The sequence below is a fragment of the Kribbella sp. C-35 genome, assembly GCF_046549195.1.
Classification (GTDB): domain Bacteria; phylum Actinomycetota; class Actinomycetes; order Propionibacteriales; family Kribbellaceae; genus Kribbella.
Map to the genome: position 1 here is coordinate 249163 of NZ_JAJPWG010000007.1, position 26778 is coordinate 275940.

Here is a 26778-nt window from a genome sequence, read left to right on the forward strand (position 1 = left end):
AGGGCTTGTGATGGTCGCATTGAGCAGCACTCTCCGCCGCCTCCGCAGGCGAACCGCCGCCGAGGCAGGACGGCCCGCGCCCGAGCAGCCGGTGCAGCCGGTTCCGGGCGACGAGGCGACGCCCGTCGACATCGCACCCAACGACCCACTCCTCGCCTATCTGCAGAGCGCGAGCGGCGCGGTGGACGTCGAGACTCTGGAACTCGACTCGCCGGCCTTGGCGGAGCTCAAGGCCGCCGGCGTCAAGCTCGCCGTACCGCTGGTGAGCCAGGGCGAGCTGATCGGCGTACTCAACCTCGGGCCGCGCCGGTCCGAGCAGGAGTACTCCAGCGACGACCGCAGACTGCTCGACAATCTCGCTGCGCAGGCCGCGCCCGCCCTGCGGGTCGGCCAGCTGGTCCGCCAGCAGCAAGCCGAAGCCCGGACCCGTCAGCGCTTCGAGCAGGAGCTCGAGGTCGCCCGGCTGATCCAGCAGAACTTCCTGCCCAAGGAGTTGCCCGAACTGTCCGGCTGGCAGGTCGCGGCGTGCTACCAGCCGGCCCGGGAAGTCGGTGGTGACTTCTACGACGTGATCGCGCTGGCCGATGGACAGGTCGGCTTCGTGATCGGTGACGTGACGGACAAGGGTGTACCGGCCGCACTGGTGATGGCTGCCACTCGGAGCGTGCTGCGTGCCTCGGCCCAGCGACTGATCGAGCCCGGCCAGGTGCTCGAGCGGGTCAACGAGCACCTCTGCCCGGACATGCCCGCGAAGATGTTCGTCACCTGCCTGTACGGCGTTCTCGATCCGGCGACCGGCGCCTTCCGGTTCGCCAATGCCGGTCATGATCTGCCGTACGTCAAGACCGCCGAGGGGTCGGTCGAGTTGCGCGCCCGGGGCATGCCGCTGGGCCTGATGAGCGGGATGACGTACGAGGAGCACGAGACTCTGCTCGCGCCCGGCGACTCGCTGCTGCTGCACTCCGACGGCATCGTGGAAGCGCACGACCCGCAGGGACAGATGTTCGGCTTCCCGCGCCTCAAGGAGCTGGTGGCGCGCTACCCGGGCGGCGGCGAGCTGATCGATCTGGTGCTCGCCGATCTGCACGCCCACACCGGGCCCGGCGCCGAGCAGGAGGACGACATCACCATGGTGGTGCTGCAACGGGAGCCGGTGCCGGGCAACGGCAGGATCAGTCCGAAGCTGCTCGCCGAGTTCGAGGTGCCGAGCGTCGAGGGCAACGAGCGGCTGGCGCTCGAACGCGTTGCCGGCCTGGTCGCCCCGCTCGGCCTCCCGGCGGCCCGGCTTCGCCGCCTCGAGACCGCGGTCGCCGAGGCCACGATGAACGCGATGGAGCACGGCAACTCCTACCGCGCCGACCGTCCGGTCACCGTGCGCGTGTACGGCGAGCAGAGCCAGGTCCGGGTCGAGGTCGCCGATCTCGGTGGCGCCTCCAGGTCTGGCACGCCGGCTCGCGGCGAGACCGAAGTGCCCGACCTGGAGGCGAAGCTCGCGGGACTGCAGCGGCCGCGCGGCTGGGGACTGTTCCTGATCAAGAACATGGTCGACGAAGCGCGGGAGACCAGCGTCGGAGAACGCCACATCGTCGAACTCGTCATGCACCTCGAAGCGGTGCCTGAGAAAGCGGTGCCGGAGAAAGCGGTGCAGGAGAAAGGAGACGAGGATGACGACACGTGAAGCGCTCGCCCGCGTCCGGCGGCGGGAAGGCGTGGCGGTCATCGAGCTGATCGGTGACCTGAACGCCGCGGCCGAGCAGGCCCTGGACGAAGCCTGGACCGCCGCGACGAGCGAGCGACCCGAGGCCGTGGTGCTCAGCTTCGAGAACAGCGGCTACATCAACTCGACCGGTATCGCGCTGGTGGTCGGCCTGCTCGCGAGCGCGCGGACGCACCGGATCCCGATCCGGGCCTACGGACTCAGCGACCACTACCGGGAGATCTTCGAGATCACCCGGCTGGCCGACTTCATGGCGATCGAGGACGACGAGGAAAGCGCCGTACAAGGGGCGGTACAAGGCACGGGAGGGGACGGAAATGGCTGAGGCAACAGCGACATTCGACGTACGCCGGCAGGGGACGGCCGGTGTCCTCGACATCCGGGGAGACGTGACAGCGGGTTCGGAGGACGTCTTGATGAAGGCGTACGAGGGCGCGGGGGACGTCACGGCGGTGATCCTCAACTTCGCCGGCCTGTCGTACATGAACAGCGGTGGTATCGGTCTGCTGGTCACCCTGCTGGTGCGCGCCAGGCGGCGTTCGCAGCGGCTGCTGGCGTACGGGCTGTCCGAGCACTACCGGCAGATCTTCGAGTTGACCCGCCTCGACGAGGCGATCGGCATCCACGACACCGAGCAGGACGCGCTGGCCGCAGCCGGCGCGGCGTAGAGGGCGGACACCATGAGTAGCAACGACGAGCAGCCCACCGCGGCGAACCGCGACGCGGCGAACTGGGCGCAGAAGGTCGCGAGGCTGAAGGTCTCACAGGTGCCGGACGGCGCCGTGAACCTCAATGTGGACGGCCGGCAGCTCACCAGCCCGATCCAGGGGTTCGGGAAGATGTGGCAGAAGACCTACGTGGTACGCCTGCCGGGCGGGCGGATCACACCGACCGAGCTGATCTCCACCTGGCGGCGGCAGTTCGGCGAGTTCTGGCCGAAGGGCAACCATTTCTACGCGCCGCTTACCGGCATCGAACCCGGTGACGTCGCGCTCCTGAACCTGCGGATGCCCGGCGGTACGAAGCTGTCGACCGGCGTGATGGTGCTGTACGCCGACGAGGAGTCGTTCACGCTGATGACGCCGCAGGGGCACATGTTCGCGGGCTGGATCACGTTCAGTGCGGCGCGGCAGGACGACGAGACCGTCGTACAGACACAGGTTCTGATGCGGGCCTCGGACCCCATCTTCGAGCTGGCCCTGACGATGGGAGGCCATCGCCAGGAGGACCGGTTCTGGAGCCAGACCCTGGGCAACGTCGCGGCACACTTCGGCCATCCGGACGCGGCCGTCGACACCAAGGTCGTCTGCGTGGACAAGCGGCGTCAGTGGTCGAGATGGCGCAACGTGTGGCAGTCGTCCGCCATCCGCTCCACGATCTACATGGTCACGCCTCGGCGGACTCGGTAGGCAGGGCCGCGCTCAGGCCGTCGAGGATCAGGTTGAGGCCGAAGTCGAACTCGTCGCCGAAGTCGTAGCTGGTCTTGAAGTAGTAGCCGGTGGCCAGCTCGACGAGATGCGGGTACTCGGCGGCGTCGAAGTGCTCCATGATCGACTCGGCAACGTCGGCCACGGTGTCAGGGCCTTCGAACGGCAGTGCGGCCTCCTGGAGCGCGAAGCCGTACGTATAGCTGTCGATCAACGCGTAGGCGTGCGCGGTCATCTCCAGGGAGAACCCGGCCGCGCGGAGCGTCGCGATGACCGCGTCGTGGTGGCGCAGAGTCGCGGGACCTGGTGAGGTCCGGGATTCCATCAGGCTGATCGCCCAGCGATGCCGCCGCAGTACGTCCCGCGCCGACGCCGCCCGCCGCCGCAGCTCCGTCCGCCAGTCGCCGTCGGCCGACGGCAGCTCGATCTGGCTGAAGACGTGATCGATGATGCCGTCGAGGATCGCGTCCTTGCCGGCCACGTGGTAGTAGACCGACATCGGCTTCGCACCGAGCTCCTGGGCCAGGGAGCGGATCGTCAGGCCCGCCAGTCCGCCCGCGTCGGCCACCTCGACGGCCGCCCGCAGCACCCGTTCCCGGCTCAGTCGCGCCCGCTGCTTCGGCTCTTCCACAGCTGGACCATAGCAGTTTCGTACAAAGTACGATAGGTTGGCCGTACTTAGTACGAAAGATGGTGCACTGGGGGCGCCTCGAGCAGGGGGACACCAATGGCATCGACCACCACGACCACCATGCAGGCGATCGTCCAGGACGGGTACGGCTCGATCGACGTCCTGCGTTCCGCGCAGATCGCCCGGCCCGAACCAGGCGCCAACGAGGTGCTCGTCCGCGTGCAGGCAGCCGGCCTCGACCGCGGCACCTGGCATCTGATGACGGGTACGCCGTACCCCATCCGGCTCGCGTTCGGGCTCCGTCGGCCGCGCAATCCGGTCCCGGGACGAGACGTCGCCGGTACGGTCGAGGCCATCGGCTCGGCGGTGACCACGCACGCGGTCGGCGACGAGGTGTACGGCGTCGCGCCCGGCTCGTTCGCGCAGTACGCCGTGGGTCGCGCGGACAAACTCGTGCGGAAGCCGGCGAACCTCTCCTTCGAGGAAGCCGCCGTCGTACCGATCTCCGGACTCACCGCGCTGGATGCGTTGACCGTCGGCCGGGTGTCACCTGGCCAGCACGTGCTGGTCATCGGGGCGTCCGGTGGCGTCGGCAGTTACGCCGTACAGCTCGCCAAGGCGTTCGGTGCCGAGGTGTCCGGGGTGGCGAGCACGTCCAAGCTCGACCTGGTCCGGGCACTCGGGGCCGACCACGTCATCGACTACAAGCGCGAGGACTTCGCCGAGGGGCCGAATCGCTACGACCTGATCATCGACATCGCCGGCAACCCGACGCTGTCGCGGTTGCGGCGGGCGCTGACGGCCACCGGGACGGCTGTGATCACCGGTGGTGAGGACGGCGGCGGCCCGACCGGCGGCATGAACCGGCAGTTGCGTGCGGTGGTTCTCTCGCTGTTCATCCGCCAGCGTCTGACCACCTTCGTCAACAAGGAGCGCGGTGCCGACCTGGCTCGCCTGACCGAACTCATCGAAGCCGGCCAGGTGGTGCCTAGCCTTGACCGCACGTACCCGCTGGAGCAGGTCCCGGACGCGATGCGCCGTCTCGTCACCGGCGCGGCCCGCGGCAAGATCGCCATCACCGGCTTCGCCGCATGATCACCGCCGAAGGCCGGTGGTGATGCGGTCCGGGGGTCAGTAGGTACCGTCGCGATACAGTCCGGTTTTATGGAGACTTCGGACGCGGTGGGGGCGGATCTGCACCTGGATCTGGCCGCCGCCCGCGGCCGGAACGAGCTGGCCCGGGCCCTGCACGAGTCGATCCGGAGCGGGCGGCTGGCGGCCGGGACCCGGTTGCCGTCGTCGCGGTCGCTGGCCCGCGACCTCGGGATCGCGCGGAACACGGTCGCCGACGCCTACGGGCAGCTCGTGGCCGAGGGGTGGCTGACGGCACGGCAGGGGTCCGGGACGGTGGTCGCCAATCGCGCCGCCGTACCGCCGTCGCCGAGCGTTTCGTTGCCCGAGGCCCGGAGTTTTCGGTACGACCTGACGCCGGGTTCCCCGGATGTGGCGACGTTCCCGCGGACCGAGTGGCTGGCCGCGGCGCGGAAGGCGCTGACCGCGGCGCCGAACGAGGCGTTCGGGCTCGGGGACCCGCGGGGCCGGATCGAGTTGCGGCGGGTGCTGGCGGACTACCTGGCCCGGGCGCGCGGGGTGCGGGCCGATCCGGAGCGGATCCTGATCTGCTCGGGGTACGTGCAGGCGCTGAGTCTGCTGAGCGAGGCGATCAAGACGCTCGGCGGTACGACGATCGCGGTCGAGGAGTTCGGGTACGGGCTGCATCGGGACGTGATCCGGGCCCGCGGGCTGGATGTGGTCGCCGTACCGGTGGACGAGTTGGGTGCGCAGACGACCGGGTTGGCCGGGCAGGGCGTGCTGCTCACGCCGGCGCATCAGATGCCGACGGGCGTGCCGCTCGCGCCGGAGCGCCGTACCGCTGCCGTCGAGTGGGCGCGGGAGTCGGGGGCGGTGCTGATCGAGGACGACTACGACGGCGAGTTCCGGTACGACCGGCAGGCGGTCGGGGCGCTGCAGGCGCTTGATCCGGAGCGGGTCGTGTACACGGGTACGGCGAGCAAGAGCCTCGCGCCGGGGCTCCGGCTCGCGTGGATGGTGCTGCCGCAGCGGTTGATCGAGCCGGTGATCGCGGCGAAGCGGACGGCGGACTTCCAGACCGCGACCCTCGAACAGCTCGTCCTCGCGGAATTCATCGCGTCCGGCCACTACGACCGGCACGTACGGCGTTCCCGCCTGCACTACCGCCGACGCCGTGACCGCCTCGTCGAACTGCTCGCGGTCCGCGCACCCACGGTCGAGGTCGCCGGCATCTCGGCCGGCCTCCATGTGCTGTTGGACGTTCCCGGCGACGCCGAAGACATCGTCGCCCGAGCCGCCCGCCAGGGCCTCGGCCTCGCCACCCTCACGACGTACCACTTCAACCCCACCCCAGCCACCCGCCAAGCCGTAATCGTCGGCTACGGCACCCCACCCGACCACGCCTACCCCGGAGCCCTGGACCTCCTCTGCCAGATCCTCGGCGTCTGACTTTTCGGAAACAAATCGCCAGCGGGTGACGGTTATGTTCCGGAAAGACCCGCTGCGAGGGCCCGAATGTCGTCCGGGCCGACGCGGCAGCAGCCTCCGACGTACGTCGCTCCCGCCTCGACCCACCCGGGTGCGAGCCCCGCCGGTCCCGCGCCGTTGCCGACCCACTTGCGGGCGATTGCGTCCCAGGACTCGCCGTGGTTGGGGTAGGCGATCGCGGGTTTGCCGGAGACGGCTACGGCTGTTTGTACGGCGGCCTGGACGTCGGTGGGGTTGCAGCAGTTGATGCCGATGGCAACTACCTGGTCGATGGCGGGGATCGCGAAGGCTTGTGTGAGTGGTTGGCCGGCGCGGGTGTGGTCGTCTTCGATCGAGTACGAGAACCACGCGGGGAAGTCGAGTTCGCGCAGGAGCTCGACCAGGACCTCGGCCTCGTCGGTGTCGGGGATGGTTTCGACGGCCAGTAGGTCGGGGCCGGCGTTGGCGAGGAGCTCGAGGCGCGGGCCGTGGAAGTCGCGGAGGACCTGCGCGCTCACGCCGTACCGGCCGCGGTACTCCGATCCGTCCGCGAGCATCGCGCCGTACGGCCCCACAGACGCAGCCACCAACCGACCATGGAACTCGTCGCGGACCTCGAGTGCGATGCGGACGCTGCTGCTGATCAGGCGCTCGGCTTCGGTGCGTTCGACGCCGGCGCGTTCGAAGCCGACCACGCTGGCCTGGTAGCTCGCGGTGGTGGCGACCATCGCGCCGGCCTCGTAGTACGCGCGGTGCACGGCGGCGATCTCCGAAGGCGCGTCACGCAGCAGACGGGCCGACCACAGCGTGTCGGACAGGTCGTGGCCGCGGTCCTCGAGGGCGTTCGACAGGCCGCCGTCCAGGATGACCAGATGATCAGACACTCTGGACAAGTTCGAAGACCTCGTCCGCGCAGCCCCAGGAGAGCGTGACGCCGGAGCCGCCGTGGCCGTAGCAGTGGATGATCGGCTCGCCGGAGCGGGTGCGTACGAGCTCGCACCGGATCGCCGGCCGCGCCGGCCGCAGCCCGACCCGCTGCCGGATGATTTTCGCCTTGCGCAGTTGGGGAACCAGCTCGGCCGCCCGCTCCATGATCTGCGAGGTGGTCTTCGGGTCGACCGTCAGGTTCCAGTCGCCCGGCTGGCTGGTGCCGCCGACGACCACGTCGTTCTGGCGCGGGATCACGTACGTCAGCTCGCCCGGCGAACGGTCCGCGAGCAGCCAATCGGTCAACCCGCACGGCTCAACCGTCAGCACCTGTCCGCGAACCGGCGTCACCGTCGGATCGCTCGCGGTCAGCCGCGCGCCGAGCCCGGTGCAGTTCACCACGAGATCGGCCCCGGTCGGCAACGCGGACAACGCCGCCCGCGTCAGCGTCCCGCCCGCAGCCTCGAGCCGTTTCACCAACGCAGGCAGGTACGCCGGCATGTCGATCACCGGCGTCGTGAAGGCCCACCCGTCCACGAACCCGGCCGGCGGCGACGCGACCCGCGTGAGATCCGGCAGTACGTCGGCCCAGCGCGGATCCGGTGTCCGCTCCGTCAGGAACTCACGCCCGTGCCGCAGTTGCACCGACGGCTCGATTTCCGCGAGCTTCGCGAACTCCTCGTACGTCGCCCGCGACCAGCCGGCCACCCGGTCCTCCGGCGCCGACAGGTACGGGTACCAGATCGCGGCCGCCACGGACGACGTCGTCTCCAACGGCAGATCGCGGGCGAACACCGCCACGTCGTACCCGCCCTCGGCGAGCTTGATGGCACAGCTCAGCCCGATCACGCCCGCACCCACCACGATCACGCGCATTCCCACAGTCTTACCTACACACCGTGATCACGCCAGGCGCGTCAGTGGAGGTTGACCGCCAGGGAGTAGAAGCGGGTGATCTGCGTGGCGCCGTTGTTGTCGTCCGACATCAGATAGAGCTGCCGGCGTCCGCCCGGCAGGTATCCGCCGAGCGCGAGTGCCTCGACGTTGTCCAGCAACGGGTTCGGCTGCGGCTGCTTCGCGACCGCGCCCGACGGCGGGCAGTCCACCAGGTCGAACAGCAGCTTCTTCTGCAGGAAGACGGAGGACGGGGCGTCCGCCAGCGAAGCCACCTTGGTGACGTCGGTCGCCCGTCGCAGCGACACCGTGAACACGCGGATCGTGTTCCCGACGCCCGGCGTGAACGTCCGCTCCATCGACACCAGTTCGGTCGGGCTCACCGACGCGAGCTCGACGAGCGCGAGTCCCGGGTCCGGCTGGTACGCGTACTGCGCGACCGGCCGGTACTCGTGTCCGGGCAGACCGAAGTACCGGATGATGCGGTTCCGGCTGCGGTTGTCGGCGTCGGTCCCGTCCGAGGCGAGCGGGCCTTCCATACCGGCGTACAGCGACAGACCGTCACGGCTGACCGCCAGCGACTCGAACGTCGCGTTGCTCGTCGCCTCACCGGCGGGCGCGACCTGGAAGCGGGCCGGCACCGGCAGCTGACCGATCTGCTTGCCGTCCGACAACCGGAAACGCCGGATCGACGGCTCCCGTTCCGACGTCGCGAGGATGGTCCGGTCGCCCCGCTCGACGACGAGCCCTTCGCCGTCGAAGTCGCCGCCGTTGTACGGCGTACCGTCCGGGCGCCGGAGAATCGTCATACCGTCGACCTGCACCGAGGTCGGCTTGCTGTTCACCTTCAGGTCGAACACCCGGGCGGGCGTGGTCGCGATGTTGTCGACGAGCGCGACCGCGCTGTGCGGTCCGGTCACGTTGAGTGCGGACAAGCCGGCCACCGGCTGCCCGTCGTACGTCGTCTTGTCGAGCGCATCGCTGAAACCGAGGAGCGTCGCGTCCGACGAACAGGCACCGCCCTGCTGGACTGGAGTCGCGGACGCGGTGAGCGTCGTGGTGAGGGCGGTCAGGACGACTGCTGCGGCCAGCGGCTTCTGCCAACGCATTCCGGACTCCTAGGAGAGAGACGACCGGACCAAACTACTCGCTGACTCCGCGGCTCAACAGGACGGTCGCGATGAAGCTCCGGTAAAGCTGCAGCGGATCGTCATTGCGCAAGGCAACTACCTTCTCCTCGCGTCGCTCGACGCCGCGCAGCTCGCAGGCCAGCTCGGCGAACGCGCCGCTGTGGAAGCGAACGGTCAGCTCCGCGGGCAGCGTGATGCTCGGCAACCGGATGTCACTCAGCCGAGCGATCGCGCGGCGCGCACCGTCGTGGATCAGCTCCCGGGCCCGCTCCGGATGCACCGACAGAGCAGCGTTGTGTGAGACCGAGTCCTTCACGACGATCGATTCGATGTCCGGACAGAACGCCTGCGCTTCGTCGATCGTCACCCGGTCGCCCGAGATCAGTACGACGGGAACGCCGTACGCCAGCGCCACCAGCGCGTTGATCCCGGCCTCACCGGTGATCGCGCCGTTCAGCCGGACCTCGGCGATCGCCCGCGGGTTGTACGTGTGGTGCAGCACGGACGACGTCGACCCCGCCGACCCGTGGTACGAGACGAAGAACGCGGCGTCGAACGAGTCGTCGAGGCCCTGCATCATGTACAGCGGCTTGTGCTTCCCGGACAGGTAGCTCGCCTGGCCGTGTAACGAGTCCGGGCGTAGGTTCTGCATCGTCGAGTGCGAGTCGTTCACCAGGAACTCGGTCCCGCCCGCGGCCAGCGCGCCGTCGATCGCGGCGTTCACCTCGGCCTGCAGCTGACCCCGGTAGTACTCGTACTCCGGACCCGGTCCACGGGCCTGGCTCCAGTCGACCACCCCCGCCGTACCTTCCATGTCGGTGGACAAGAAGATCTTCATCTACCGCACCATACAAGGCCGTTTCGGGTCGAAGGCCCAGTCCTCGATCAGGTACTGCATCGCGATCGCGTCGTTGCGTGCGCCGAGGCCGTGCTCCATGTACAGCTCGTGTGCGGCGGCCAGTGCGTCGTGGTCGAGCTCGATCCCGAGCCCGGGGCGCGTCGGTACGGCGATCTCGCCGCCGGCGATCTGCAGCGGCTCCTTGGTCAGCGCCTGCCCGTCCTGCCAGATCCAGTGCGTGTCGAGCGCAGTGATGTCACCCGGCGCGGCCGCGCCGACGTGCGTGAACATCGCCAGCGAGATGTCGAAGTGATTGTTGGAGTGCGAACCCCAGGTCAGCCCGAAGTCGTGACACAGCTGCGCGACCCGTACCGATCCGGCCATCGTCCAGAAGTGCGGGTCGGCCAACGGGATGTCGACCGCGTCCGTCCGGATCGCGTGCGCGAGTTCGCGCCAGTCGGTCGCGATCATGTTGGTCGCCGTCCGCAGACCGGTCTGCCGCTTGAACTCGGCCATCGTCTCCCGCCCGGAGAACCCGGACTCGGCGCCGCACGGATCCTCGACATACGCCAGTACGTCGTCCAGACCCGAGCAGACCGCGACGGCCTCGCGAACCAACCACGCGCCGTTCGGGTCGACCGTGATCCGCGCCGCCGGGAACCGCTCGTGCAGCGCCCGCACCGCGTCCACCTCGACATGCGGATCGAACACGCCACCCTTGAGCTTGAAGTCCGCAAACCCATACCGCTCCCGCGCCGCCACAGCCAACTCCACCACAGCGTCAGCCGTCAACGCCGGCCGCCGCCTGACCTGCGACCACCTGTCATCGCCGTGGTCAGTCCGGTAGGGTAGGTCTGTCTGTGTCGCGTCTCCTACATAAAACAGGTATCCCAGCACCGGGACCGCACTGCGCTGCTGCCCGTCGCCGAGCAATTCGGCGACCGGTACGCCGAGATGCTGCCCGAGCAGATCGAGGAGCGCGGACTCGAGCCCCGTCACGGCATGCACCGTCGTCCGGAGATCGAATGTCTGCAACCCGCGCCCCCCACTGTCGAGGCCTTGGAACGTGGTGGAAACGGTCTGAAGCACCTGGCGGTATCTGGCCAGCGGCTGCCCGACCACCAGGGGCGCGGCGTCGCGGATCGTGCCGGCGATCTTCTCGCCGCCCGGGACCTCCCCGAGTCCGGTGTTGCCCGCGCTATCGGTGACGATCACGACGTTGCGCGTGAAGAACGGCCCATGCGCCCCACTCAGATTCAGCAGCATGCTGTCGTACCCAGCAACAGGCACAACCTCCACCGACGCGACGGTAGGCGTCATTTGACCTTCCCGATCAGTTCGGTGAGCTGGGCGAGTTCCTCAGAGCTGAGGTCCTGCAGCGGCGGGCGCACCGGCCCCGCGCCGCGGCCGATCGCGTTGACGCCGGCCTTCACGATCGAAACGGCGTACCCCTTGGTCCGATCGCGGATGTCCAGGTACGGAATGACGAAGTCGTTCAGCTTTTGGTATACCGAAGAACGGTCCTGCGCGATCACGTCCGCGTAGAAGCCGAGCGCGAACTCCGGCACGAAGTTGAAGATCGCCGACGAGTACGTGCTGTACCCGAGCTGCAGCAACGGCAGCGCGAACGTCTCCGCCGTCGGCAGCCCGCCGACGTACGTGAGCCGCTCGCCCACCCGCGCGTACGTCCGCGTCATCTGCTCGACATTCCCGACCCCGTCCTTGAGGCAGACCAAGTTCGGGTTCCGGTCCGCGAGCTCGGCAACCGTCACGTCGTCGAGGATCGCATTCGCTCTGCTGTACACCGTTACCCCGAGCGATGTACTGCGGCACAGCGCCGACACATGCTCGATCAAACCACGTTGACCGGCCTCGGTCAGGTACGGCGGGAACAGCAGCACCCCGTCCGCACCGGCCGTCTCCGCCGCCTGGGCGCCCGCCACCGCGGACGCGGTCCCACCCGTCGCCGGCGCGATCACCGGCACCCGCCCGTTCACCTCCGAAACAGCCGTCCGTACGACGGTGTCGATCTCTGCCGGCGTCAGCGAGAAGCCCTCGCCGGTCCCGCCCGCGGCGAACAGGCCCGCGACGTCGTACTGGCTCAGCCAGGACAGGTGCTCGCGGTACCCGGCCTCGTTGAAGCTGAGGTCCGCGTGGAAGTGCGTCACGGGGAACGAGAGCAGGCCGGTCTTGAGCTGTGCGGCGAGCTCGGAAGGGGAGTAGTGGGTCACGCCGCTCAGCGTAGAAAGCTCCGTGGATACCTGTCCAAGATCGATTTTGGATCTAATGATGCTCTGGGAGCATCGTGAGCACGCGCTGAAGCACCGGGCTGGTCGCGTCCCGCCGCCAGATCGCGTGCAACTCGACCGCTTGGCCGGGCCCGTCCAGGTCGCAGTACGTCACGCCCTCGACCCCGAGGTGCCGGGCCGACGCCGGCACCAGCGCGACGCCGCGACCGGCGGCGACCAGCAGGATCACGGTGAGGATCTGCTGCACCCGCTGCTCGATCCGCGGGTGCGACTCGGCGAGGAACCGCACGGTCAGCTCGTGGAAGTACCGGGCCTGGGTCGGCGAGTAGCTGATCACCTGCTCCCCGCTGAAGTCCGCCGCCGTCAACGGCCGGCCGAGCGCCGCGAGCCGATGGTTGCCGGGGACAACAGCACACAACGGCTCGCGGACCACGATCCGGGAGTCCAGTACGCCGGAGTCGAACGGCGGCCGTCCGAGTCCGAGATCCAGCTCGCCGCGCAGCAGCCCGTCGATCTGCGCGGGCGTGACGCGCTCGTGCAGGATCACGTCGACGTCCGGCAGTTCCTCGGACAGCCGGCGCAGCAGCGGCCCGAGCGTCCGGATCGCCGACGTGGCCGTGAACCCGAGCCGCAGCGTTCCCGCCGCACCCTGGTCCACCCGGCGCGCGAGATCACCCGCGGTCTCGACCAGCGCGAGCAGCCGGCGGGCCTCGGTGAGAAACGCCTGCCCGGCCTCGGTCAGCTCGACCTTGCGGTTGTCGCGCTCGAGCAGCCGCGCTCCGACGGCCCGCTCGAGCTTCTGCACCTGACGGCTCAACGGCGGCTGGGTCATGTTCAGCCGCTCGGCGGCGCGACCGAAGTGCAGTTCCTCGGCGACCGCGACGAACGCGCTCAGCTGGTCGAGCGAAAACATGATTCCCGAAAGGTATCACTCGATGCCACATCGGCCTTGGACACGCATGATCGCCCGTCCCTACGCTCACGCAATCGAGCCCGGGTCCCACTCTCGTGGAGGAGGAATCCCATGCTGTTCAGCAAACTGAACCGCCGCGTCCTGGTGATGGCGGTCAGTGTTTCCGTTGTCCTGGCCGGATGCGGTGGCGTGAAGACGACCTCCACCGGAGGCGACGGCGACTACCCGACCGGCAACATCCAGATGAGTGTCGGGGCGTCCCCCGGCGGCAGCACCGACCTGATCACCCGCGCGATCGCGGAGGGCCTCGGCAAGGAGCTCGGTGTCTCCGTGCCGGTGGTCAACAAGCCCGGCGCGAACGGCGCCCTGAACGCCAAGGAACTGCAGGCCGCCAAGGCCGACGGCTACAAGATCGCGGTCCAGAACGCGTCGCTGTTCACCATCACGCCGCTGGCGGTCTCGGCGAACGAGGTGGTCAAGCTCGACGACTTCGACCTGATCACCGGCGTCTCGCAGGACGACTACATGCTGGCTGCCCCGGCCGCGTCCGGCTACAAGACCATCGCCGATCTGAAGAAGGCCGGGAAGAACATCAAGTACGGCACGACCGGTGTCGGCACCGGCGCGCAGCTGGCTTCCGCGTTGACCTTCAAGACCGCGGGCATCGCGGCGACGGACGTTCCGTTCGACGGCGGTGCGCCCGCGATGACCGCACTGCTCGGTCAGCAGGTCGACGTCGCCACCTTCCAGATCGGTGAGGGGATCGAGAACGTCAAGGCCGGCAAACTCGTCCCGCTCGCGGTGTTCTCGGCCGAGCGCATCGCCTTCCTGCCGGACGTGCCAACAGCCAAGGAACAGGGCTACGACGTCGTGGTGTCGCAGTACCGGTTCCTGACCGCGCCGAAGGGTACGCCGGACGACGTCAAGGCGAAGATCGCCGATGCCGCGAAGAAGACCTTCGCGACGGACACGTACAAGAAGTTCAACGAGGAGAACTTCCTGACGCCGCGGGAGGTCGGGCCCGACGAGATCAAGAAGATCCTCGACGAGGCCGCCACCAAGTACAAGGCACAGCTCGACCAGTACGGGATCTCGCTGGCAGCGAAGAAGTGAGCGAAGAAGTGAGTGGGGCCGCGCTGCGGGAGGAACTCGCCGCAGATCGTCCGCCGCACGCAGGCCCGTGGTCTCAGCTCGGGGCGGCTGTCGCTGCCGGTGTCGTCGGTATCGCCGGAGTCCTCGGGTCGCTCGCGCTCGGGCTGGGCCGGTTGACCCAGCCGGGGCCGGGTCTGTGGCCGTTCGTGGTCTGCGTCGTCGTGAGCGTGCTGTCGATCATCCTCGCGCTGGTCGGCCGCAACGGGACGGACACCGAGAAGTTCTCGCGGTCGAGTGTGCTGACGGCGGTCGCCGTGCTGACGCTTGTGGTCTTCGCGGCCGTGCTGCCGTTGATCGGGTTCGAGATCCCGTCGTTGCTGCTGACGTTCGTGTGGCTGCGGTTCCTGGGCAAGGAGTCCTGGGTGTCATCGGTCGCGATCAGCGTGGGCACGGTCGCCGCGTTCTACTTGCTCTTCGTGCTGCTGCTGCAGATTCCGCTGCCCAGGTTGATCTGATGGGCGGCTTGATCGACGGCTTCGGCGTTGTCCTGGAGCCCGCGAACCTCCTCTACTGCCTGATCGGCGTCGTCATCGGCATGCTGATCGGCGTCCTCCCCGGGCTCGGCCCGGCCGCGACGATCGCGATCCTGCTGCCGATCACGTATGGCGTCGAGCCGGTGTCGGCGATCATCATGCTGGCCGGCATCTTCTACGGCGCGCAGTACGGCGGCACGATCACGTCGGTCCTGCTGCGGCTACCGGGCGAGGCGTCGTCCGTGGTCACGGTGTTCGACGGGTTCGCGCTCGCCAAACAAGGACGAGCCGGTACGGCGCTCGGCATCGCGGCGATCGGGTCGTTCATCGGCGGCACGGTGTCGATCATCGGGCTGACGCTGCTCGCACCGGTGGTCGCGGGCGTGGCGCTCGACTTCGGTCCGCCGGAGTACGCCGCCCTGTCGTTGTTCGGCGTACTGCTGGTGGCGACCGTGGGGAACGGCGGCCGGTTGAAGGCGGTGATCGCCGCGGGGCTCGGGTTGCTGCTGGCAACGGTCGGGCGGGACACGTTCACCGGGGCGAGCCGGTTCACGTTCGACAGCCTGAACCTTGCCGATGGCATCGACTTCGTGCCGATCGCGATGGGTCTGTTCGGGCTCGGCGAGATCCTCTACAACCTGGAGGAACGGCATACCAAACAGCACGAGCCGGCCGCGGTCGCGAACGTCTGGCCGTCGCGGGCCGACCTGCGACAGGCGCGCGGCGCGATCGGCCGGGGCTCGGTGATCGGTTTCGTGCTCGGCGTCCTGCCTGGTGGCGGCGCGACGCTGTCGTCGCTGGTCGCGTACGCGGTGGAGAAGCGGCGGGCGAAGGAGCCCGAGCGGTTCGGCCGCGGCGCGGTCGAGGGGGTCGCGGCGCCGGAGACGGCGAACAACGCGGCCGCCACCTCGTCGTTCATCCCGCTGCTGACGCTTGGTATACCAGCGAACGCGACGATGGCGCTGATGTTCGGCGCGCTGCTGATCCAGGGGATCCCGCCCGGTCCGCAACTGGTGTCCGAGCACCCGGACCTGTTCTGGGGCGTGGTCAACTCGATGTACCTCGGCAACATCCTGCTGCTGATCATGAGCATTCCGCTGGTCGGGGTGTTCGTGAAGATCCTCAAGGTCCGGCCCGCGGTCCTCGCGCCGATCACGGTGCTGATCACGCTGCTCGGCGTCTACACGGTGGCGAACCAGGTGTTCGACATCTTCCTGGTGATCGTGTTCGGCGTCCTCGGGTACCTGATGAAGAAGTTCGGATTCGAACCGGGGCCGCTGGTGCTCGCGTTCGTCCTCGGCAGCGTGATGGAGACCGCGGTCCGGCAGTCGCTGCTGATCTTCGGCGGCAACCCGATGGGCTTCTTCACGCGGCCGATCTCCGGCACGGTGCTCGCGGCGCTGATCATCGTCCTCGCATTGCCCGCGGTGCGTGTGCTGGTACGTCGACGTAAGGAGAAGGAGCTCGTATGAGCAAGATCGCCAGCGTCGAACTGACCCCGGTCGCCTTCGCGGACCCGCCGCTCCTCAACGTGGTCGGTGTCCACGAGCCGTTCGCGCTGCGGACGATCGTCCAGGTGCGGACGGATGACGGGCTGGTCGGGTTGGGGGAGACGTACGCCGCCGACGATCACCTGGCGCGATTGCGCGCCGTCGCCGACGTACTGCCCGGGCTGGACATCTTCGACGTGAACGGTCTGCGTCAGCGCGTGCGCGACGTACTGACCAGCGGCGGTGGGGCTCAGGTCGGTGGGATGCTCAACCTGCAGGACCCGGTCGACGTGGTGCTGTCGCCGTACGAGGTCGCGCTGCTCGATCTTCAGGGCAAGCAGTTGGGGCTCCCGGTGGTGGATCTGCTCGGCGGAGCGGTCCGGGACGAGGTGCCGTTCAGTGCGTATCTGTTCTACAAGTGGGCTGCTCATCCGGGTGGTGAACCGGACGCGTGGGGCGCGGCGCTCGACCCGGATGGGATCGTGCGGCAGGCCGCGAAGATGATCGGGGAGTACGGGTTCACGGCGATCAAGTTGAAGGGTGGCGTGTTCCCGCCGGCGCAGGAGGCCGAGGCGGTCCGGGCGCTCGCCGAGGCGTTCCCGGAGCACAAGCTGCGGATCGATCCGAACTGTGCGTGGACCGTGGATACGTCGGTGCAGGTTGCTCGGGAGCTCAGCGGCGTACTGGAATATCTGGAGGATCCGACGCCTGGGATCGACGGTATGGCGGCCGTTGCGCGGCAGACCGAGATTCCGTTGGCGACCAATATGTGCGTGATCGCGTTCGCGCATTTGAAGCCGGCTGTGCTTGCGGACGCTGTGCAGGTGGTGCTGTCGGATCATCACTACTGGGGTGGGCTGCGGCGGTCGCAGTTGCTGGCGGGGATCTGCGACACGTTCGAGATGGGGTTGTCGATGCACTCCAACTCGCATCTCGGGATCAGTCTTGCCGCGATGACGCATCTTGCTGCGGCGACGCCGAACCTGACGTATGCGTGCGACACGCACTATCCGTGGAAGACAGAGGACGTGGTCAAGCCTGGTGTGTTGGCGTTCGAGTCCGGGAGTGTGCGGGTGCCTCGGGGGCCTGGGCTCGGTGTCGAGTTGGACGTCGACGCGCTGGGGGCGTTGCACGAGCAGTACCTGGCGTGCGGGATCCGGAAGCGGGACGACACGACGTACATGCGGACTGTTGATCCGGGGTTCAGCCCTAACACGGGACGCTGGTAGTTAGACCGGCCAGCCGTTCGCGGAGAGGGCGTTCAGTACGGCGGTGCGCTGTGGGTTGAGGGGGACGTACAAGAGTGGTTTGCCGTCTGGGCCGCGGAGGCGGGCGTAGCGGCGGCCGATCTTGATGGAGGTGACGGCGGTCCGCTGGACGACCTGCGAGGCGAGGGTGCCGTGGGTGACCGATACGCGGTCCGGTGCGATCGTGACGTACAGGGTGACGCGGAGGGCGTGCCTGATGGCGAGGGTGACCAACGCGAGTGCGAGCACGATGCTTGGGCCTAGTACGGCGATGATGATCGCGGTCGTCGACGCACTGGCGAACGCCAACGCCATCGCCCCCATCGCCACTACCACACAAAACGCCACCACAAGCTTCGGACTGAACCCTCCATTGGCCCAAGGCAACGGCCCCCGAGCCCCATCCCGAAGCACAACCCGAGTCCCCCGCTCCGGTCCCGCTGGTGCAACAGCTTGCTTACGTGCAGTCGCGCCGTCTGCGTACGGCGTCGACCAGTGCCAACCCTCCGTGGTGGCGGCTTGGCGGAACTCTTCGACGTTGAAGCGGGCGAGGGGGATCATGCCGTTCGAGGTCATGCCTTCGAGGTAGAGATGCGGCTGGCCCCGGGAATCCGCGACGCGCAACGTGCTGTCGTCGTTCCGGACCAGCTCCCACGACGCGCCGGAAGCCCGCAACGCGGTGATCCGATCCGGCCGCACCTCGATCCAGTCCGGATGCCGGCGTACCGCCCGCCCCGCGATCACGAACGCGACCGGAATCAGCAGCACGGCGATGGCGGCCATCCCGACCGCCACCTGCCAGATACCGTTGATGAACTCGAGAACGGCGAACGCGCCCAGCACAATCGTCCCGCCGAATTCGACCCGCTTCCGCCGCGGGACCGGTGTGCGGGCGTGCACGAGCTGCGCCATGCCGGCAACGCTATCCGGCGGTGTGGGTCAGTAAGAGGGTGTCTGAGAACCCTCTAACCGGTGCCGGGTGTTCGACAGATGCACCCGCATCGCCGCCCGCGCCGCCTCCGGCTCGGACCGTGCGATCGCCGCGCTGATGTTCTCGTGCTCGTGCACCACGCGGGTCAGGTGCTCCCGGTCCGACATCTCGTACGCCGGGTCGAGCCGGGTCCGCGGCAACATGATCATCATCGGCCCGAGCTCCCCGATCAGATCGCCGTAGAACCGGTTGCCCGAGGCAACGGCGACCTTCAGGTGGAACGCGAAGTCGGCCTCCACCGACCGCCCCGGATCGTCACCGACCCGCCGGAAGTCGTCCAGCGCCCGCTCGATCCCCTTCAGCTGATGCTCGGTACGCCGTACCGCCGCCAGCCCCGCCGCCTCGCTCTCGACCCCGATCCGGAAATCCATCAGGTCGAGGACGTCGCGGTGCGACCGCACCTCGCGCAACCCCGGCGTACGGTCCGGGACCTCCAGCACGAACGACCCACGCCCCTGGAACGTCTCCACCAGCCCGGCCGCCTGCAGCCGCGAGACCGCCTCACGCACGACGGTCCGGCTGACCCCGAACTCCTCGACCAGACCGTTCTCACCCGGCAGCTTCTCACCCGGCGCGATCCGCCCGCTCAGAATCCGCCGCTTCAGATCCTCGACGATCTGATCCGCCAGACCGCTCACCGGAACTCGCAGCTGTCCACCGTCCAGCGCGCGCACTGCTCGGTCGTCGTGAACCCGAGGCCCGGCCGGTCGGGGACGACCATCCGTCCGTCGACCGTCTCCAGACGCTCGTTGAACAAGGGGTTCAGCCACTCGAAGTGCTCGACCCAGGGCTCCCGCGGGTACGCCGCCGCGAGGTGCAGATGGATCTCCATCGCGAAGTGCGGCGCGAGCTGCAGACCGTGGTGATCGGCGAGCGTGGCGAGTTTGAGGAACGGCGTGATGCCGCCGATCCGGGGCGCGTCGGGCTGGATGATGTCGGCCGCCCGGGCCTCGATCAGCCGCACGTGCTCGCCGACGCTGGACAGCATCTCGCCAGTCGCGATCGGGGTGTCGAGCGCCGCCGCCAGCTCCGCATGCCCGAGCGCGTCGTACGCATCCAGCGGCTCCTCGATCCAGACCAGACCGAACTGCTCGAGGACCCGGCCGATCCGCAGTGCGGTCGGGCGGTCCCACTGCTGGTTCGCGTCCACCATCAGCGGTACGTCGTCGCCGAGGTGTTCCCGTACGGCGCGAACGCGGTCGAGATCGATCCGGCTGTCGGGCTGGCCGACCTTGATCTTGATCCCGCCGATCCCGTCGGCGAGCGACTTCGACGCGCGCTCCTTCACCTCCTCGATCGGGGCGTGCAGGAAACCGCCGGAGGTGTTGTACGCGCGGACCGAGTCGCGATGCGCGCCGAGCAGCTTGGCGAGCGGCAGGCCGGCGCGCTTCGCCTTGAGGTCCCACAGCGCGATGTCGATCGCGGCGATGGCCTGGGTCGCGACGCCGGACCGGCCGACCGAGGCGCCGGCCCAGAGCAGCTTGTCGTACACCTTCCCGATGTCCGACGGATCCTCCCCGATCAACCCCGCCGCCACTTCCTTGGCATGCGCGTACTGCGCCGGTCCGCCGGCCCGCTTCGAGTAGCTGAACCCGATCCCGTGCTGGTCCTGCTCGGTCGCGATCTCCGCGAACAGGAACACCACCTCGGTCATCGGCCGTTGCCGCCCGGTCAGCACCTTGGCGTCACTGATCGGCTGCTCGAGCGGGAGCACGACGGACGAGAGCTTCACCTGACGAATGCGGTCCATGGCCAGTGATCGTACAAGTAGTCAACTTGTCCTACAACATGCTCGTTTGACGTTGCCGTAACACCAGATGACTCCCCTGGAAACACAAGAAAGACAAGCTGCTGCGCGCCGACAGTGTGGTCGTGCGCGCCCGCCTGCCGCCATCTGGGGAAGGAAGCAGCGAATGGACGTTGCGGAGAAGCTGCTCCAGTCGTACGCGACGATCGACGAGGACAAAGACGGCCGGATCTGGTCGTGGGAGTTGCTCAACACACTCGGCCGGGCCGGCATCATGCCGGACGATCCGCGGGTCCGCGCGGCGCTGGACGGCGTCCGTGACGCCGCCGGCCGGCCGGCGATCACGCCGTACGCCCAACCCGTGCAGCTCGACTTCGACACGTTCGCCGAGGTCGCGCGGCACGAGGTGATCCAGCGAACGCTGACCGGTGACCTCGCAGTCCCCGCGGACGAGTTCGCGGAGTTCGCGCACGCGGTGCAGCGGATCCACACCGACCTGCGGGACGAGCGGTCCGGCGAGGTCGCGGACTACATCCCGACGTTGCGGGACGCCGATCCGGAGCCGTTCGGGATCGCGATCTGCACGGCCGACGGCCAGGTGTTCTCGATCGGCGACACCGCGACGGAGTTCAGCGTGCAGTCGACGTCGAAGCCGTTCAACTACGCGATCGCGCTGGAGCAGCTCGGCCCGGAGGAAGTGCACCGATGGGTCGGTCAGGAACAGAGCGGCGGTCCCTTCAACGATCCGCTGCTGTCGCTGGGTGCGGACGGCCGGCCGCACAATCCGATGATCAACGCCGGAGCGATCGGGACGCTCGCGCTGGTCGACGCCGGCAAGGATCTGTCCGACAGGTTCACCACCGTCCGGGACACCTGGGCAGCGATGACCGGCGAGCGGCCGCAGCTGCACGGTGCGACGTTCCTGGCCGAGCGCGAGACCGGATTCGGGAACGTCATGTTCGCCAACGCGCTGGCGCGGAACGGGAAGCTGTACGGCGCGAGCCCGACCGACCGGCGTGCTCCCGAAGACGCCACCGAGCTCTACACCATGGGTTGCTCGCTCACCATGACCGCCCAGAGCCTGGTGAAGGCCGGTGCCACGCTCGCGAACGGTGGAGTCGCACCCTTGAGCGGCCGGCAGGTGTTCTCTCCGGAGACCTCCGCCCGCGTGCTGTCCATGATGGGGCACAGCGGGATGTACAACGACTCCGGGCAGTTCTCGAACGAGGTGGGGCTGCCTGCCAAGAGCGGGGTCTCCGGCAACGTCCTGATGGTGGTGCCGTCGAAGCGCATGGCCGTTGTGGTGTTCTCACCGCGCCTGGATGCGGTCGGCAACTCGGTGCGCGGAGTCGAGGTGTGCAAGCGGCTCGTCAACGAGTTCGGCCTGCACCCTTACCGCGGAGCGGGTGCCGAGCGCGGCCGCGCCGCGGGACAGCTGGTCGGTGCGCTCAACGGCGCCGACAAGCGAGCTGAGGCGGCGAGTGCCGCCGACCGTGCGCTTGGCGGCCTGCCCAGGCCAGGCTCGGCCCGCCCGGGCCCTGCACCGGGCACTGCAGCGGGCGTCACCGTCGAGCAGCCCGCCGCGGCGACCTCCGTGAGCACCCGGCCCGGCGGCAAGCCCGGTCAGCAGCTCTGATCCCCAGGCCATCACAACCGAACGGCCCCCGCCACGCTGAGCGTGACGGGGGCCGTGGTGTCGCGATTGTGATGGCCTGGCGGTCGGCTACTCGACGGTGACCGACTTCGCCAGGTTGCGCGGCTTGTCCACGTCGTGGCCGAGGGCGACCGCGGCGTAGTACGCGATGATCTGCAGCGGGATCGTCAGCAGGATCGGGTCCAGCTCGGGCTCGTTCTTCGGTACGACGATCTTCGCCGCGACGCCGTCCGGAATCTCGACGCCCGGGTGCGTGACGACGTACAGCGGGCCGGAGCGGGCGCCGATCTCGTGCAGCGCGCCGATGTTGCGGTCCAGCAGCTCGTCGTCGGGGACGATCGCGACACTCGGCACGTCCGGCGAGATCAGCGCCAGCGGGCCGTGCTTCAGCTCGGAGGTCTGGTACGCCTCGGCGTGCCGGTACGAGATCTCCTTCAGCTTCTGCGCGCCTTCACGCGCGACCGGATATCCGCGGGTCCGGCCAACGAAGAAGAGCGATTCGTGCTGCGCGAGGCGACCGGCGATCTTGGCCAGCTCCTCCTCCTGGGCGACGATCGCGGCGATGTCCGCCGGCAGCTTCTTCAGGCCCTCGATCAGCCGGCGGCCGTCGGCGGGGGAGACGTCCCGGATCCGGCCGAGGTGGATGCCGAGCATCGCGAACCCGACCGCCATGTTGGTCAGCGCCTTCGTGGACGCCACCGAGACCTCCGGGCCGGCGTGCAGGTACACGCCGCCGTCGACCTCGCGGGCGATGCTCGAACCGACCGCGTTCACCAGGCCGATCACGCGACCGCCCTTGCGCTTCAGCTCCTGCACCGCGACCAGGGTGTCCAGGGTTTCACCGGACTGCGACACGGCGACGTACAGCGTGTCCCGCTCGACCACCGGGTTGCGGTACCGGAACTCCGAGGCCGGCTCCGCGTCGGCGGGGATCCGCGCGACCTCCTCGATGAACTGCGCGCCCATCTGACCCGCGTAGTACGCCGAACCGCAGCCGAGGATCTTGACCCGCTTGATCTCCCGCGCCTCGCGGGCGTCCATGTTCAGGCCGCCGAGGTGCACGGTGTGGAAGCGCTCGTCCAGACGGCCCCGGATGACCCGTCCGACCGCGTCCGGCTGCTCGTGGATCTCCTTCATCATGAAGTGCTCGTGCAGGCCGCGCTCGAACTCCTCGGCCTCCCACTCGACCGTCTTCGCGGTCTTGGTGGTCGGGGAGGCGTCCTGGGTGAAGGTGCGGTAGCCGTCGGCGCGGACGGTGGCCAGTTCGCCGTCGTCCAAGTAGACGACCTGGCGGGTGTAGCGGATCAACGCGGCCGCGTCGGAGGCGATGTGCATCTCGCCGTCGCCGATGCCGAGGATCAGCGGGCTGCCGTTGCGGGCGACCACGATCCGGTCCGGGAAGTCGAGGTCGATCACGGCGATGCCGTAGGTGCCCTCGATCCGGCGCAGCGCGGCCATCACCTTCTCCTCGAGGGTGGCGCCGTCGGCCTGCTCGATCAGGTGCGCGAGCACCTCGGTGTCGGTCTCGGAGCGCAGCTTGACGCCGGCGTCCTCGAGCTGCGAGCGGATTGCACCGGCGTTGTCGAAGATGCCGTTGTGTACGACCGCGATCCGCTCGTTGCCGCTGGCGTGCGGGTGCGCGTTGTCCTTGCTCGGGCCGCCGTGCGTGGCCCACCGGGTGTGGCCGATGCCGAGCTTGCCGCCGAAGCGCTTCGGCAGCGACGCCTCCAGCTCACGGACCCGGCCGGCGTCCTTGTGCACCTTCAGCTCGCTGGACCCGAGGACGGCGACGCCCGCCGAGTCGTAGCCCCGGTACTCGAGGCGGGCCAGTCCGTCCACCAGGATGGGCGCGGCCGGCTTGGTGCCGACGTACCCGACGATTCCGCACATGTAGTGGTGCCCCTTCGTAGGTTTGCTTGCCCCGTGATGTGTCCCGTCAGCCGTAGACGATCCGTCGTAGCTGGCGGGCGGAGAGTTCGGGTGAGCGGACCGGCCAGTGCCGGAGCTCGGTGCCGAGACGGGCGAAGATCTCGTCGTTGCGGGCGCCGTAGGTCTGCAGCTCACGGTGCCGGCGCCGGACGTACTCCTCGGTCGTCTCGGTGAAATAGGCCAGTACGTCGGCGACCACGCGCCGCGCGACATCCGCCGACAGTCCGGTCGTGCGGCTGACCTGATCGGCCAGCTCGTCGACCGGCTCCACGGCCGCCGCCTCACTGATCACCCGTCAACCATGCAGTCTTTCCAGGGCCAACGCAAAGCATCTGCCCGAAATCGGGCAAATTCCCTGCTTTGTCAGGATGTGCGCTTGCACACTTTGAGAAGCCACCAACCACTTTTCGCCGCGAGAAATGGTTGGTGGCTTCTCAAAGTCGGTCAGAAGAGGCGCAGGACGTCGGACTCCATGCCGCGGAGGGCGTCGTAGTCGACGGTGAGGCAGTCGAGGCCGCGGTCGGTGGCGAGGAACTGCGCTTGCGGCTTGATCAGCTGGGCGGCGAAGATCCCGCGGACCGGGGCCAGCAGGGGGTCGCGGTTCAGGAGCTCGACGTACCGGGTCAGCTGCTCGACGCCGTCGATCTCGCCGCGGCGTTTGATCTCGACCGCGACATGCTTGCCGTCGGCGTCGCGGAGCAGCAGGTCGACCGGGCCGATCGCGGTCGGGTACTCCCGGCGTACCAGCGTCCAGCCCTCGCCGAACGTCTGGACGTGCTCGGCGAGCAGCTCCTGCAAGTGCGCCTCGACACCGTCCTTGATCAGGCCGGGATCCGTCCCGAGCTCGTACGCCGTGTCGCTGTGCACCTCCTCGATGGTGATCCGCAGCTCCTCACCAGCCTTGTTGGTGACGCTCCAGACCCCCTCGTCCTCCGTCAGCTTGCACGGCGGCGACATCCAGTTCAGCGGTTTGTACGACCCGCCGTCGGCGTGGATCAGCACGGACCCGTCCGCCTTCACCATCAGCAGCCGGGGCGCCATCGGCAGATGAGCCGTCAGCCGCCCCGAGTAGTCAACAGAACACGTAGCAATCACCAAGCGCACGACAAAGCACCGTAGTGCACTGGGCGCCTGGAGTGGGAAGGTGGTGAGCATGATGCCGAAGGTGAGCGACGAGGCGGTCGCGGCGTACGACGCGGTGGCGGCCGGGCTCGAAGGGGCCGGAGTGGTCCGCGGCAGCATGTTCGGGATGCCGTGCCTGAAGATCGGCAAGAAGGTACTCGCCGGGATGTACGGCGACGCGATGACCTTCAAGCTCCCGCCGGAACCGCGGGCGAAGGCGCTGTCCGTCCCCGGTGCGGAGCAGTTCGATCCAGGGATGGGTCGGCCGATGAAGGAGTGGGTAAAGATCCCGCTCGACCAGTCCGCCGTCTGGCCGGACTACGCCGCCGAGGCCCTGGAGTACGTCGCCCGATGAATCTCATGTGTCCCGCCCGGATCCTGCTGCTGCCCGGTGACGTCCAGGACGCGGTGGTCGGTGAGCGGATCGTGCAGGTGTACGCCGGTTCGTTCGAGGCGGCTGCCGGCGCCCGGTTGGCCGAGGCGCTCGCGGTGCGGTTGACCGTCGTACCCGAGCTGACTCAGCAGCCGGACGCCGAACTGCAGTCGATCGCGGACCTGCATCGCGGCGAGACCGTGGTCGTCCTCGGGCTGGACCTCGGCCTCAAACTGCCCGCCGTCGTCGAGCACACCGGCGACGGCTGGACCCGGGTCGCGTCGGACAACGAGGTCACACTCGCGGCGTACGAGCAGGCCGCCGGCAAGTTCCGCGACTCGATCCCCAAGGACCCGAACCGCCAGTTGATCGACGTACTTGCCGAACACCTCGCATCCGGCGGTCAGGTGCTCGAACTCGGCAGCGGCACCGGCAAGGACGCGATCGAGCTCGAGAGCCGCGGGTTCGTCGTACGCCGTACCGACGCGACGCAGGCGTTCGTCGACATGATGCGGTCCGACGGGTACGCCGCCGACCACCTGAACGCGATCACCGACGACTTCGGCGGCCCGTACGACGCGGTGTACGCCAGCGCAGTGTTCCTGCACTTCGATCGCGCGCAACTGTCCGGCGTACTGCGGAAGGCGGCCCGTTCCGCGCCGGTCCTCGCGTTGGCGACCCGGGAGGGCAAGGGCGAGGAGTGGTCGAACCGGGCCCTGGACCTGCCGCGGCATTTCGTTCTCTGGCAGGAAGATCCGCTGCGTGAATTGCTGACCGCGACCGGATGGACGGTTGCGCGGCTGGAGCGCGGCGACTCGAAGATCGGTACCTGGTTCCAGATCCTGGCGACGCGCTCGTGATCCGCGCGGGCGTCGTACTGCTCAGTGAACACGGGATCGCCGCGATCGAGCGGGTTCGCGACGGGCAGACGTACCACGTGCTGCCTGGCGGTCAGGTCGAGGACGGCGAGAGCCCGGCGGAGGCCGCGCGCCGGGAGGTCCACGAGGAACTCGGCCTGTTGGTGAAGATTCGCGCTGCCGTCGCGGTCGTGCATTTCGGCGACAGCACGCAGCACTACTTCGTGGCCGACGTGATCGGCGGTGAGTTCGGCACCGGGGACGGCCCGGAGCTGGACAGCCCGGGCGACTCGGAGCGGGGGAGTTACCGCGCTGTGTGGCTGCCGGTGACGGACCTCGACGCGTGCGACCTCCGGCCGCGGCCGATCGCCGCCGCGCTCCAGGGCGCTCCGGACCCGTGGTGGCTGCTCGACGGCTGGATGGCGACTCCGGTCGTCATCGACGAGACCGTGTGAGCT

At 68.6% G+C, this 26778-nt stretch carries 28 protein-coding genes; 14 read left to right on the forward strand and 14 right to left on the reverse strand.

Annotation, left to right across the window (positions count from 1 at the left end; translation table 11 throughout):
• The first annotated feature begins 10 nt into the window (after positions 1–10).
• From ACLJOO_RS38700 to ACLJOO_RS38715, 4 genes are read left to right on the forward strand one after another with little or no spacing between them, the layout of a single operon-like run.
• Entirely contained in the window at positions 11–1678 is a 1668-nt protein-coding gene (locus ACLJOO_RS38700; protein WP_410792821.1) for a SpoIIE family protein phosphatase, read from the forward strand.
• The gene (locus tag ACLJOO_RS38705) at positions 1665–2042 is read left to right on the forward strand and encodes an STAS domain-containing protein (RefSeq protein WP_410792823.1); all 378 of its coding nucleotides are present in this window, start codon (positions 1665–1667) and stop codon (positions 2040–2042) included. The genes ACLJOO_RS38700 and ACLJOO_RS38705 overlap by 14 nt, the downstream gene beginning before the upstream one ends.
• Positions 2035–2385, forward strand: a complete 351-nt coding sequence (locus ACLJOO_RS38710) for an STAS domain-containing protein (RefSeq protein WP_131346507.1) — start codon at positions 2035–2037, stop codon at positions 2383–2385. Before ACLJOO_RS38705 ends, ACLJOO_RS38710 begins: the two co-directional genes overlap by 8 nt.
• A gap of 12 nt (positions 2386–2397) precedes the next feature.
• Positions 2398–3126, forward strand: coding sequence for a hypothetical protein (locus ACLJOO_RS38715; protein ID WP_410792826.1), 729 nt, complete (start codon positions 2398–2400; stop codon positions 3124–3126).
• Here the strand turns inward: ACLJOO_RS38715 and ACLJOO_RS38720 are convergent.
• On the reverse strand, positions 3104–3775 hold the full coding sequence (locus ACLJOO_RS38720) for a TetR/AcrR family transcriptional regulator (protein WP_410792827.1): 672 nt from the start codon (positions 3773–3775) through the stop codon (positions 3104–3106). The genes ACLJOO_RS38715 and ACLJOO_RS38720 overlap by 23 nt on opposite strands.
• A gap of 96 nt (positions 3776–3871) precedes the next feature.
• On the opposite strand from ACLJOO_RS38720, the gene ACLJOO_RS38725 reads away from it, so the two are divergent.
• Together ACLJOO_RS38725 and ACLJOO_RS38730 are read left to right on the forward strand one after the other, a co-directional pair.
• Positions 3872–4870, forward strand: coding sequence for an NAD(P)-dependent alcohol dehydrogenase (locus ACLJOO_RS38725; protein WP_410792828.1), 999 nt, complete (start codon positions 3872–3874; stop codon positions 4868–4870).
• A 69-nt stretch (positions 4871–4939) separates the two neighbouring features.
• A complete protein-coding gene (locus tag ACLJOO_RS38730) occupies positions 4940–6316 on the forward strand; it encodes a PLP-dependent aminotransferase family protein (protein ID WP_410792830.1) in 1377 nt (458 codons plus the stop codon).
• A gap of 32 nt (positions 6317–6348) precedes the next feature.
• On the opposite strand, the gene mmuM is transcribed toward ACLJOO_RS38730, so the two are convergent.
• Genes mmuM through ACLJOO_RS38765 form a run of 7 tightly spaced genes read right to left on the reverse strand, consistent with a single transcriptional unit; the run spans position 6349 to position 13285 of the window.
• Positions 6349–7218 (reverse strand): homocysteine S-methyltransferase, encoded by an 870-nt coding sequence (mmuM, locus tag ACLJOO_RS38735; protein WP_410792832.1) that lies wholly within the window; start codon positions 7216–7218, stop codon positions 6349–6351.
• A complete protein-coding gene (locus ACLJOO_RS38740) occupies positions 7211–8137 on the reverse strand; it encodes an FAD-dependent oxidoreductase (RefSeq protein WP_410792834.1) in 927 nt (308 codons plus the stop codon). Before ACLJOO_RS38740 ends, mmuM begins: the two co-directional genes overlap by 8 nt.
• Before the next feature lie 41 nt (positions 8138–8178).
• Positions 8179–9264 carry an esterase-like activity of phytase family protein gene (locus tag ACLJOO_RS38745; RefSeq protein WP_410792836.1) on the reverse strand — a complete coding sequence of 362 codons (1086 nt, stop codon included), beginning with the start codon at positions 9262–9264 and terminating at the stop codon, positions 8179–8181.
• 34 nt (positions 9265–9298) lie between these two features.
• Entirely contained in the window at positions 9299–10123 is an 825-nt protein-coding gene (locus tag ACLJOO_RS38750) for a M55 family metallopeptidase (RefSeq protein ID WP_410792838.1), read from the reverse strand.
• Positions 10124–11422, reverse strand: a complete 1299-nt coding sequence (locus ACLJOO_RS38755) for an enolase C-terminal domain-like protein (protein WP_410792840.1) — start codon at positions 11420–11422, stop codon at positions 10124–10126.
• A 17-nt stretch (positions 11423–11439) separates the two neighbouring features.
• Positions 11440–12354 carry a 5-dehydro-4-deoxyglucarate dehydratase gene (gene kdgD / locus ACLJOO_RS38760; protein WP_410792841.1) on the reverse strand — a complete coding sequence of 305 codons (915 nt, stop codon included), beginning with the start codon at positions 12352–12354 and terminating at the stop codon, positions 11440–11442.
• A gap of 52 nt (positions 12355–12406) precedes the next feature.
• Positions 12407–13285: a LysR substrate-binding domain-containing protein gene (locus tag ACLJOO_RS38765; protein WP_410792843.1), complete on the reverse strand. Its 879-nt coding sequence runs from the start codon at positions 13283–13285 to the stop codon at positions 12407–12409.
• A 111-nt stretch (positions 13286–13396) separates the two neighbouring features.
• Between ACLJOO_RS38765 and ACLJOO_RS38770 the strand changes: the two genes are divergently transcribed.
• Genes ACLJOO_RS38770 through ACLJOO_RS38785 form a run of 4 tightly spaced genes read left to right on the forward strand, consistent with a single transcriptional unit; the run spans position 13397 to position 17629 of the window.
• Positions 13397–14398, forward strand: a complete 1002-nt coding sequence (locus ACLJOO_RS38770; RefSeq protein WP_410792844.1) for a Bug family tripartite tricarboxylate transporter substrate binding protein — start codon at positions 13397–13399, stop codon at positions 14396–14398.
• Positions 14395–14892, forward strand: coding sequence for a tripartite tricarboxylate transporter TctB family protein (locus tag ACLJOO_RS38775; RefSeq protein WP_410792846.1), 498 nt, complete (start codon positions 14395–14397; stop codon positions 14890–14892). Before ACLJOO_RS38770 ends, ACLJOO_RS38775 begins: the two co-directional genes overlap by 4 nt.
• Positions 14892–16382, forward strand: a complete 1491-nt coding sequence (locus ACLJOO_RS38780; RefSeq protein ID WP_410792848.1) for a tripartite tricarboxylate transporter permease — start codon at positions 14892–14894, stop codon at positions 16380–16382. Before ACLJOO_RS38775 ends, ACLJOO_RS38780 begins: the two co-directional genes overlap by 1 nt.
• The gene (locus ACLJOO_RS38785; RefSeq protein ID WP_410792850.1) at positions 16379–17629 is read left to right on the forward strand and encodes a glucarate dehydratase family protein; all 1251 of its coding nucleotides are present in this window, start codon (positions 16379–16381) and stop codon (positions 17627–17629) included. Before ACLJOO_RS38780 ends, ACLJOO_RS38785 begins: the two co-directional genes overlap by 4 nt.
• On the opposite strand, the gene ACLJOO_RS38790 is transcribed toward ACLJOO_RS38785, so the two are convergent.
• The 3 genes from ACLJOO_RS38790 to ACLJOO_RS38800 are packed head-to-tail and all read right to left on the reverse strand — an operon-like array spanning position 17630 to position 20388.
• Complete coding sequence (locus ACLJOO_RS38790) at positions 17630–18559, reverse strand: hypothetical protein (protein WP_410792851.1); 930 nt, start codon at positions 18557–18559, stop codon at positions 17630–17632.
• 27 nt (positions 18560–18586) lie between these two features.
• Positions 18587–19276 carry a FadR/GntR family transcriptional regulator gene (locus ACLJOO_RS38795; protein ID WP_410792852.1) on the reverse strand — a complete coding sequence of 230 codons (690 nt, stop codon included), beginning with the start codon at positions 19274–19276 and terminating at the stop codon, positions 18587–18589.
• The gene (locus ACLJOO_RS38800) at positions 19273–20388 is read right to left on the reverse strand and encodes an L-talarate/galactarate dehydratase (protein ID WP_410792854.1); all 1116 of its coding nucleotides are present in this window, start codon (positions 20386–20388) and stop codon (positions 19273–19275) included. The genes ACLJOO_RS38795 and ACLJOO_RS38800 overlap by 4 nt, the downstream gene beginning before the upstream one ends.
• Before the next feature lie 163 nt (positions 20389–20551).
• Here ACLJOO_RS38800 and glsA point away from each other — a divergent pair, with 163 nt between their 5' ends.
• Positions 20552–22021, forward strand: coding sequence for a glutaminase A (glsA, locus tag ACLJOO_RS38805; protein ID WP_410792856.1), 1470 nt, complete (start codon positions 20552–20554; stop codon positions 22019–22021).
• Positions 22022–22108: 87 nt separating this feature from the next.
• Here the strand turns inward: glsA and glmS are convergent, their stop codons facing one another.
• The 3 genes from glmS to nucS all read right to left on the reverse strand — a co-directional run bounded on the left by glmS (position 22109) and on the right by nucS (position 25072).
• Positions 22109–23929, reverse strand: coding sequence for a glutamine--fructose-6-phosphate transaminase (isomerizing) (gene glmS / locus ACLJOO_RS38810; RefSeq protein WP_410792858.1), 1821 nt, complete (start codon positions 23927–23929; stop codon positions 22109–22111).
• Between the two features lie 46 nt (positions 23930–23975).
• On the reverse strand, positions 23976–24257 hold the full coding sequence (locus ACLJOO_RS38815) for a hypothetical protein (RefSeq protein WP_131292007.1): 282 nt from the start codon (positions 24255–24257) through the stop codon (positions 23976–23978).
• A 155-nt stretch (positions 24258–24412) separates the two neighbouring features.
• Entirely contained in the window at positions 24413–25072 is a 660-nt protein-coding gene (nucS, locus tag ACLJOO_RS38820) for an endonuclease NucS (protein WP_131347256.1), read from the reverse strand.
• A 49-nt stretch (positions 25073–25121) separates the two neighbouring features.
• Here nucS and ACLJOO_RS38825 point away from each other — a divergent pair, with 49 nt between their 5' ends.
• Genes ACLJOO_RS38825 through ACLJOO_RS38835 form a run of 3 tightly spaced genes read left to right on the forward strand, consistent with a single transcriptional unit; the run spans position 25122 to position 26775 of the window.
• Positions 25122–25445, forward strand: a complete 324-nt coding sequence (locus tag ACLJOO_RS38825; RefSeq protein WP_410792859.1) for a hypothetical protein — start codon at positions 25122–25124, stop codon at positions 25443–25445.
• Positions 25442–26323, forward strand: coding sequence for a class I SAM-dependent methyltransferase (locus ACLJOO_RS38830; RefSeq protein WP_410792860.1), 882 nt, complete (start codon positions 25442–25444; stop codon positions 26321–26323). The genes ACLJOO_RS38825 and ACLJOO_RS38830 overlap by 4 nt, the downstream gene beginning before the upstream one ends.
• Entirely contained in the window at positions 26320–26775 is a 456-nt protein-coding gene (locus ACLJOO_RS38835) for an NUDIX hydrolase (protein ID WP_410792862.1), read from the forward strand. Before ACLJOO_RS38830 ends, ACLJOO_RS38835 begins: the two co-directional genes overlap by 4 nt.
• Positions 26776–26778 lie beyond the last annotated feature (3 nt).

What these genes read in the sequence shown, in the direction of transcription:
- glsA (WP_410792856.1), top strand. Translation starts at nt 20,552, where the DNA reads ATGGACGTTGCGGAGAAGCTGCTCCAGTCGTACGCGACGATCGACGAG.
- ACLJOO_RS38765 (WP_410792843.1), bottom strand. Translation starts at nt 13,285, where the DNA reads ATGTTTTCGCTCGACCAGCTGAGCGCGTTCGTCGCGGTCGCCGAGGAA.
- ACLJOO_RS38710 (WP_131346507.1), top strand. Translation starts at nt 2,035, where the DNA reads ATGGCTGAGGCAACAGCGACATTCGACGTACGCCGGCAGGGGACGGCC.
- ACLJOO_RS38830 (WP_410792860.1), top strand. Translation starts at nt 25,442, where the DNA reads ATGAATCTCATGTGTCCCGCCCGGATCCTGCTGCTGCCCGGTGACGTC.
- ACLJOO_RS38705 (WP_410792823.1), top strand. Translation starts at nt 1,665, where the DNA reads ATGACGACACGTGAAGCGCTCGCCCGCGTCCGGCGGCGGGAAGGCGTG.
- ACLJOO_RS38800 (WP_410792854.1), bottom strand. Translation starts at nt 20,388, where the DNA reads ATGGACCGCATTCGTCAGGTGAAGCTCTCGTCCGTCGTGCTCCCGCTC.
- ACLJOO_RS38740 (WP_410792834.1), bottom strand. Translation starts at nt 8,137, where the DNA reads ATGCGCGTGATCGTGGTGGGTGCGGGCGTGATCGGGCTGAGCTGTGCC.
- ACLJOO_RS38790 (WP_410792851.1), bottom strand. Translation starts at nt 18,559, where the DNA reads ATGGCGCAGCTCGTGCACGCCCGCACACCGGTCCCGCGGCGGAAGCGG.
- ACLJOO_RS38750 (WP_410792838.1), bottom strand. Translation starts at nt 10,123, where the DNA reads ATGAAGATCTTCTTGTCCACCGACATGGAAGGTACGGCGGGGGTGGTC.
- ACLJOO_RS38715 (WP_410792826.1), top strand. Translation starts at nt 2,398, where the DNA reads ATGAGTAGCAACGACGAGCAGCCCACCGCGGCGAACCGCGACGCGGCG.
- ACLJOO_RS38730 (WP_410792830.1), top strand. Translation starts at nt 4,940, where the DNA reads ATGGAGACTTCGGACGCGGTGGGGGCGGATCTGCACCTGGATCTGGCC.
- ACLJOO_RS38780 (WP_410792848.1), top strand. Translation starts at nt 14,892, where the DNA reads ATGGGCGGCTTGATCGACGGCTTCGGCGTTGTCCTGGAGCCCGCGAAC.
- ACLJOO_RS38700 (WP_410792821.1), top strand. Translation starts at nt 11, where the DNA reads ATGGTCGCATTGAGCAGCACTCTCCGCCGCCTCCGCAGGCGAACCGCC.
- ACLJOO_RS38725 (WP_410792828.1), top strand. Translation starts at nt 3,872, where the DNA reads ATGGCATCGACCACCACGACCACCATGCAGGCGATCGTCCAGGACGGG.
- ACLJOO_RS38745 (WP_410792836.1), bottom strand. Translation starts at nt 9,264, where the DNA reads ATGCGTTGGCAGAAGCCGCTGGCCGCAGCAGTCGTCCTGACCGCCCTC.
- glmS (WP_410792858.1), bottom strand. Translation starts at nt 23,929, where the DNA reads ATGTGCGGAATCGTCGGGTACGTCGGCACCAAGCCGGCCGCGCCCATC.
- ACLJOO_RS38825 (WP_410792859.1), top strand. Translation starts at nt 25,122, where the DNA reads ATGATGCCGAAGGTGAGCGACGAGGCGGTCGCGGCGTACGACGCGGTG.
- ACLJOO_RS38770 (WP_410792844.1), top strand. Translation starts at nt 13,397, where the DNA reads ATGCTGTTCAGCAAACTGAACCGCCGCGTCCTGGTGATGGCGGTCAGT.
- ACLJOO_RS38785 (WP_410792850.1), top strand. Translation starts at nt 16,379, where the DNA reads ATGAGCAAGATCGCCAGCGTCGAACTGACCCCGGTCGCCTTCGCGGAC.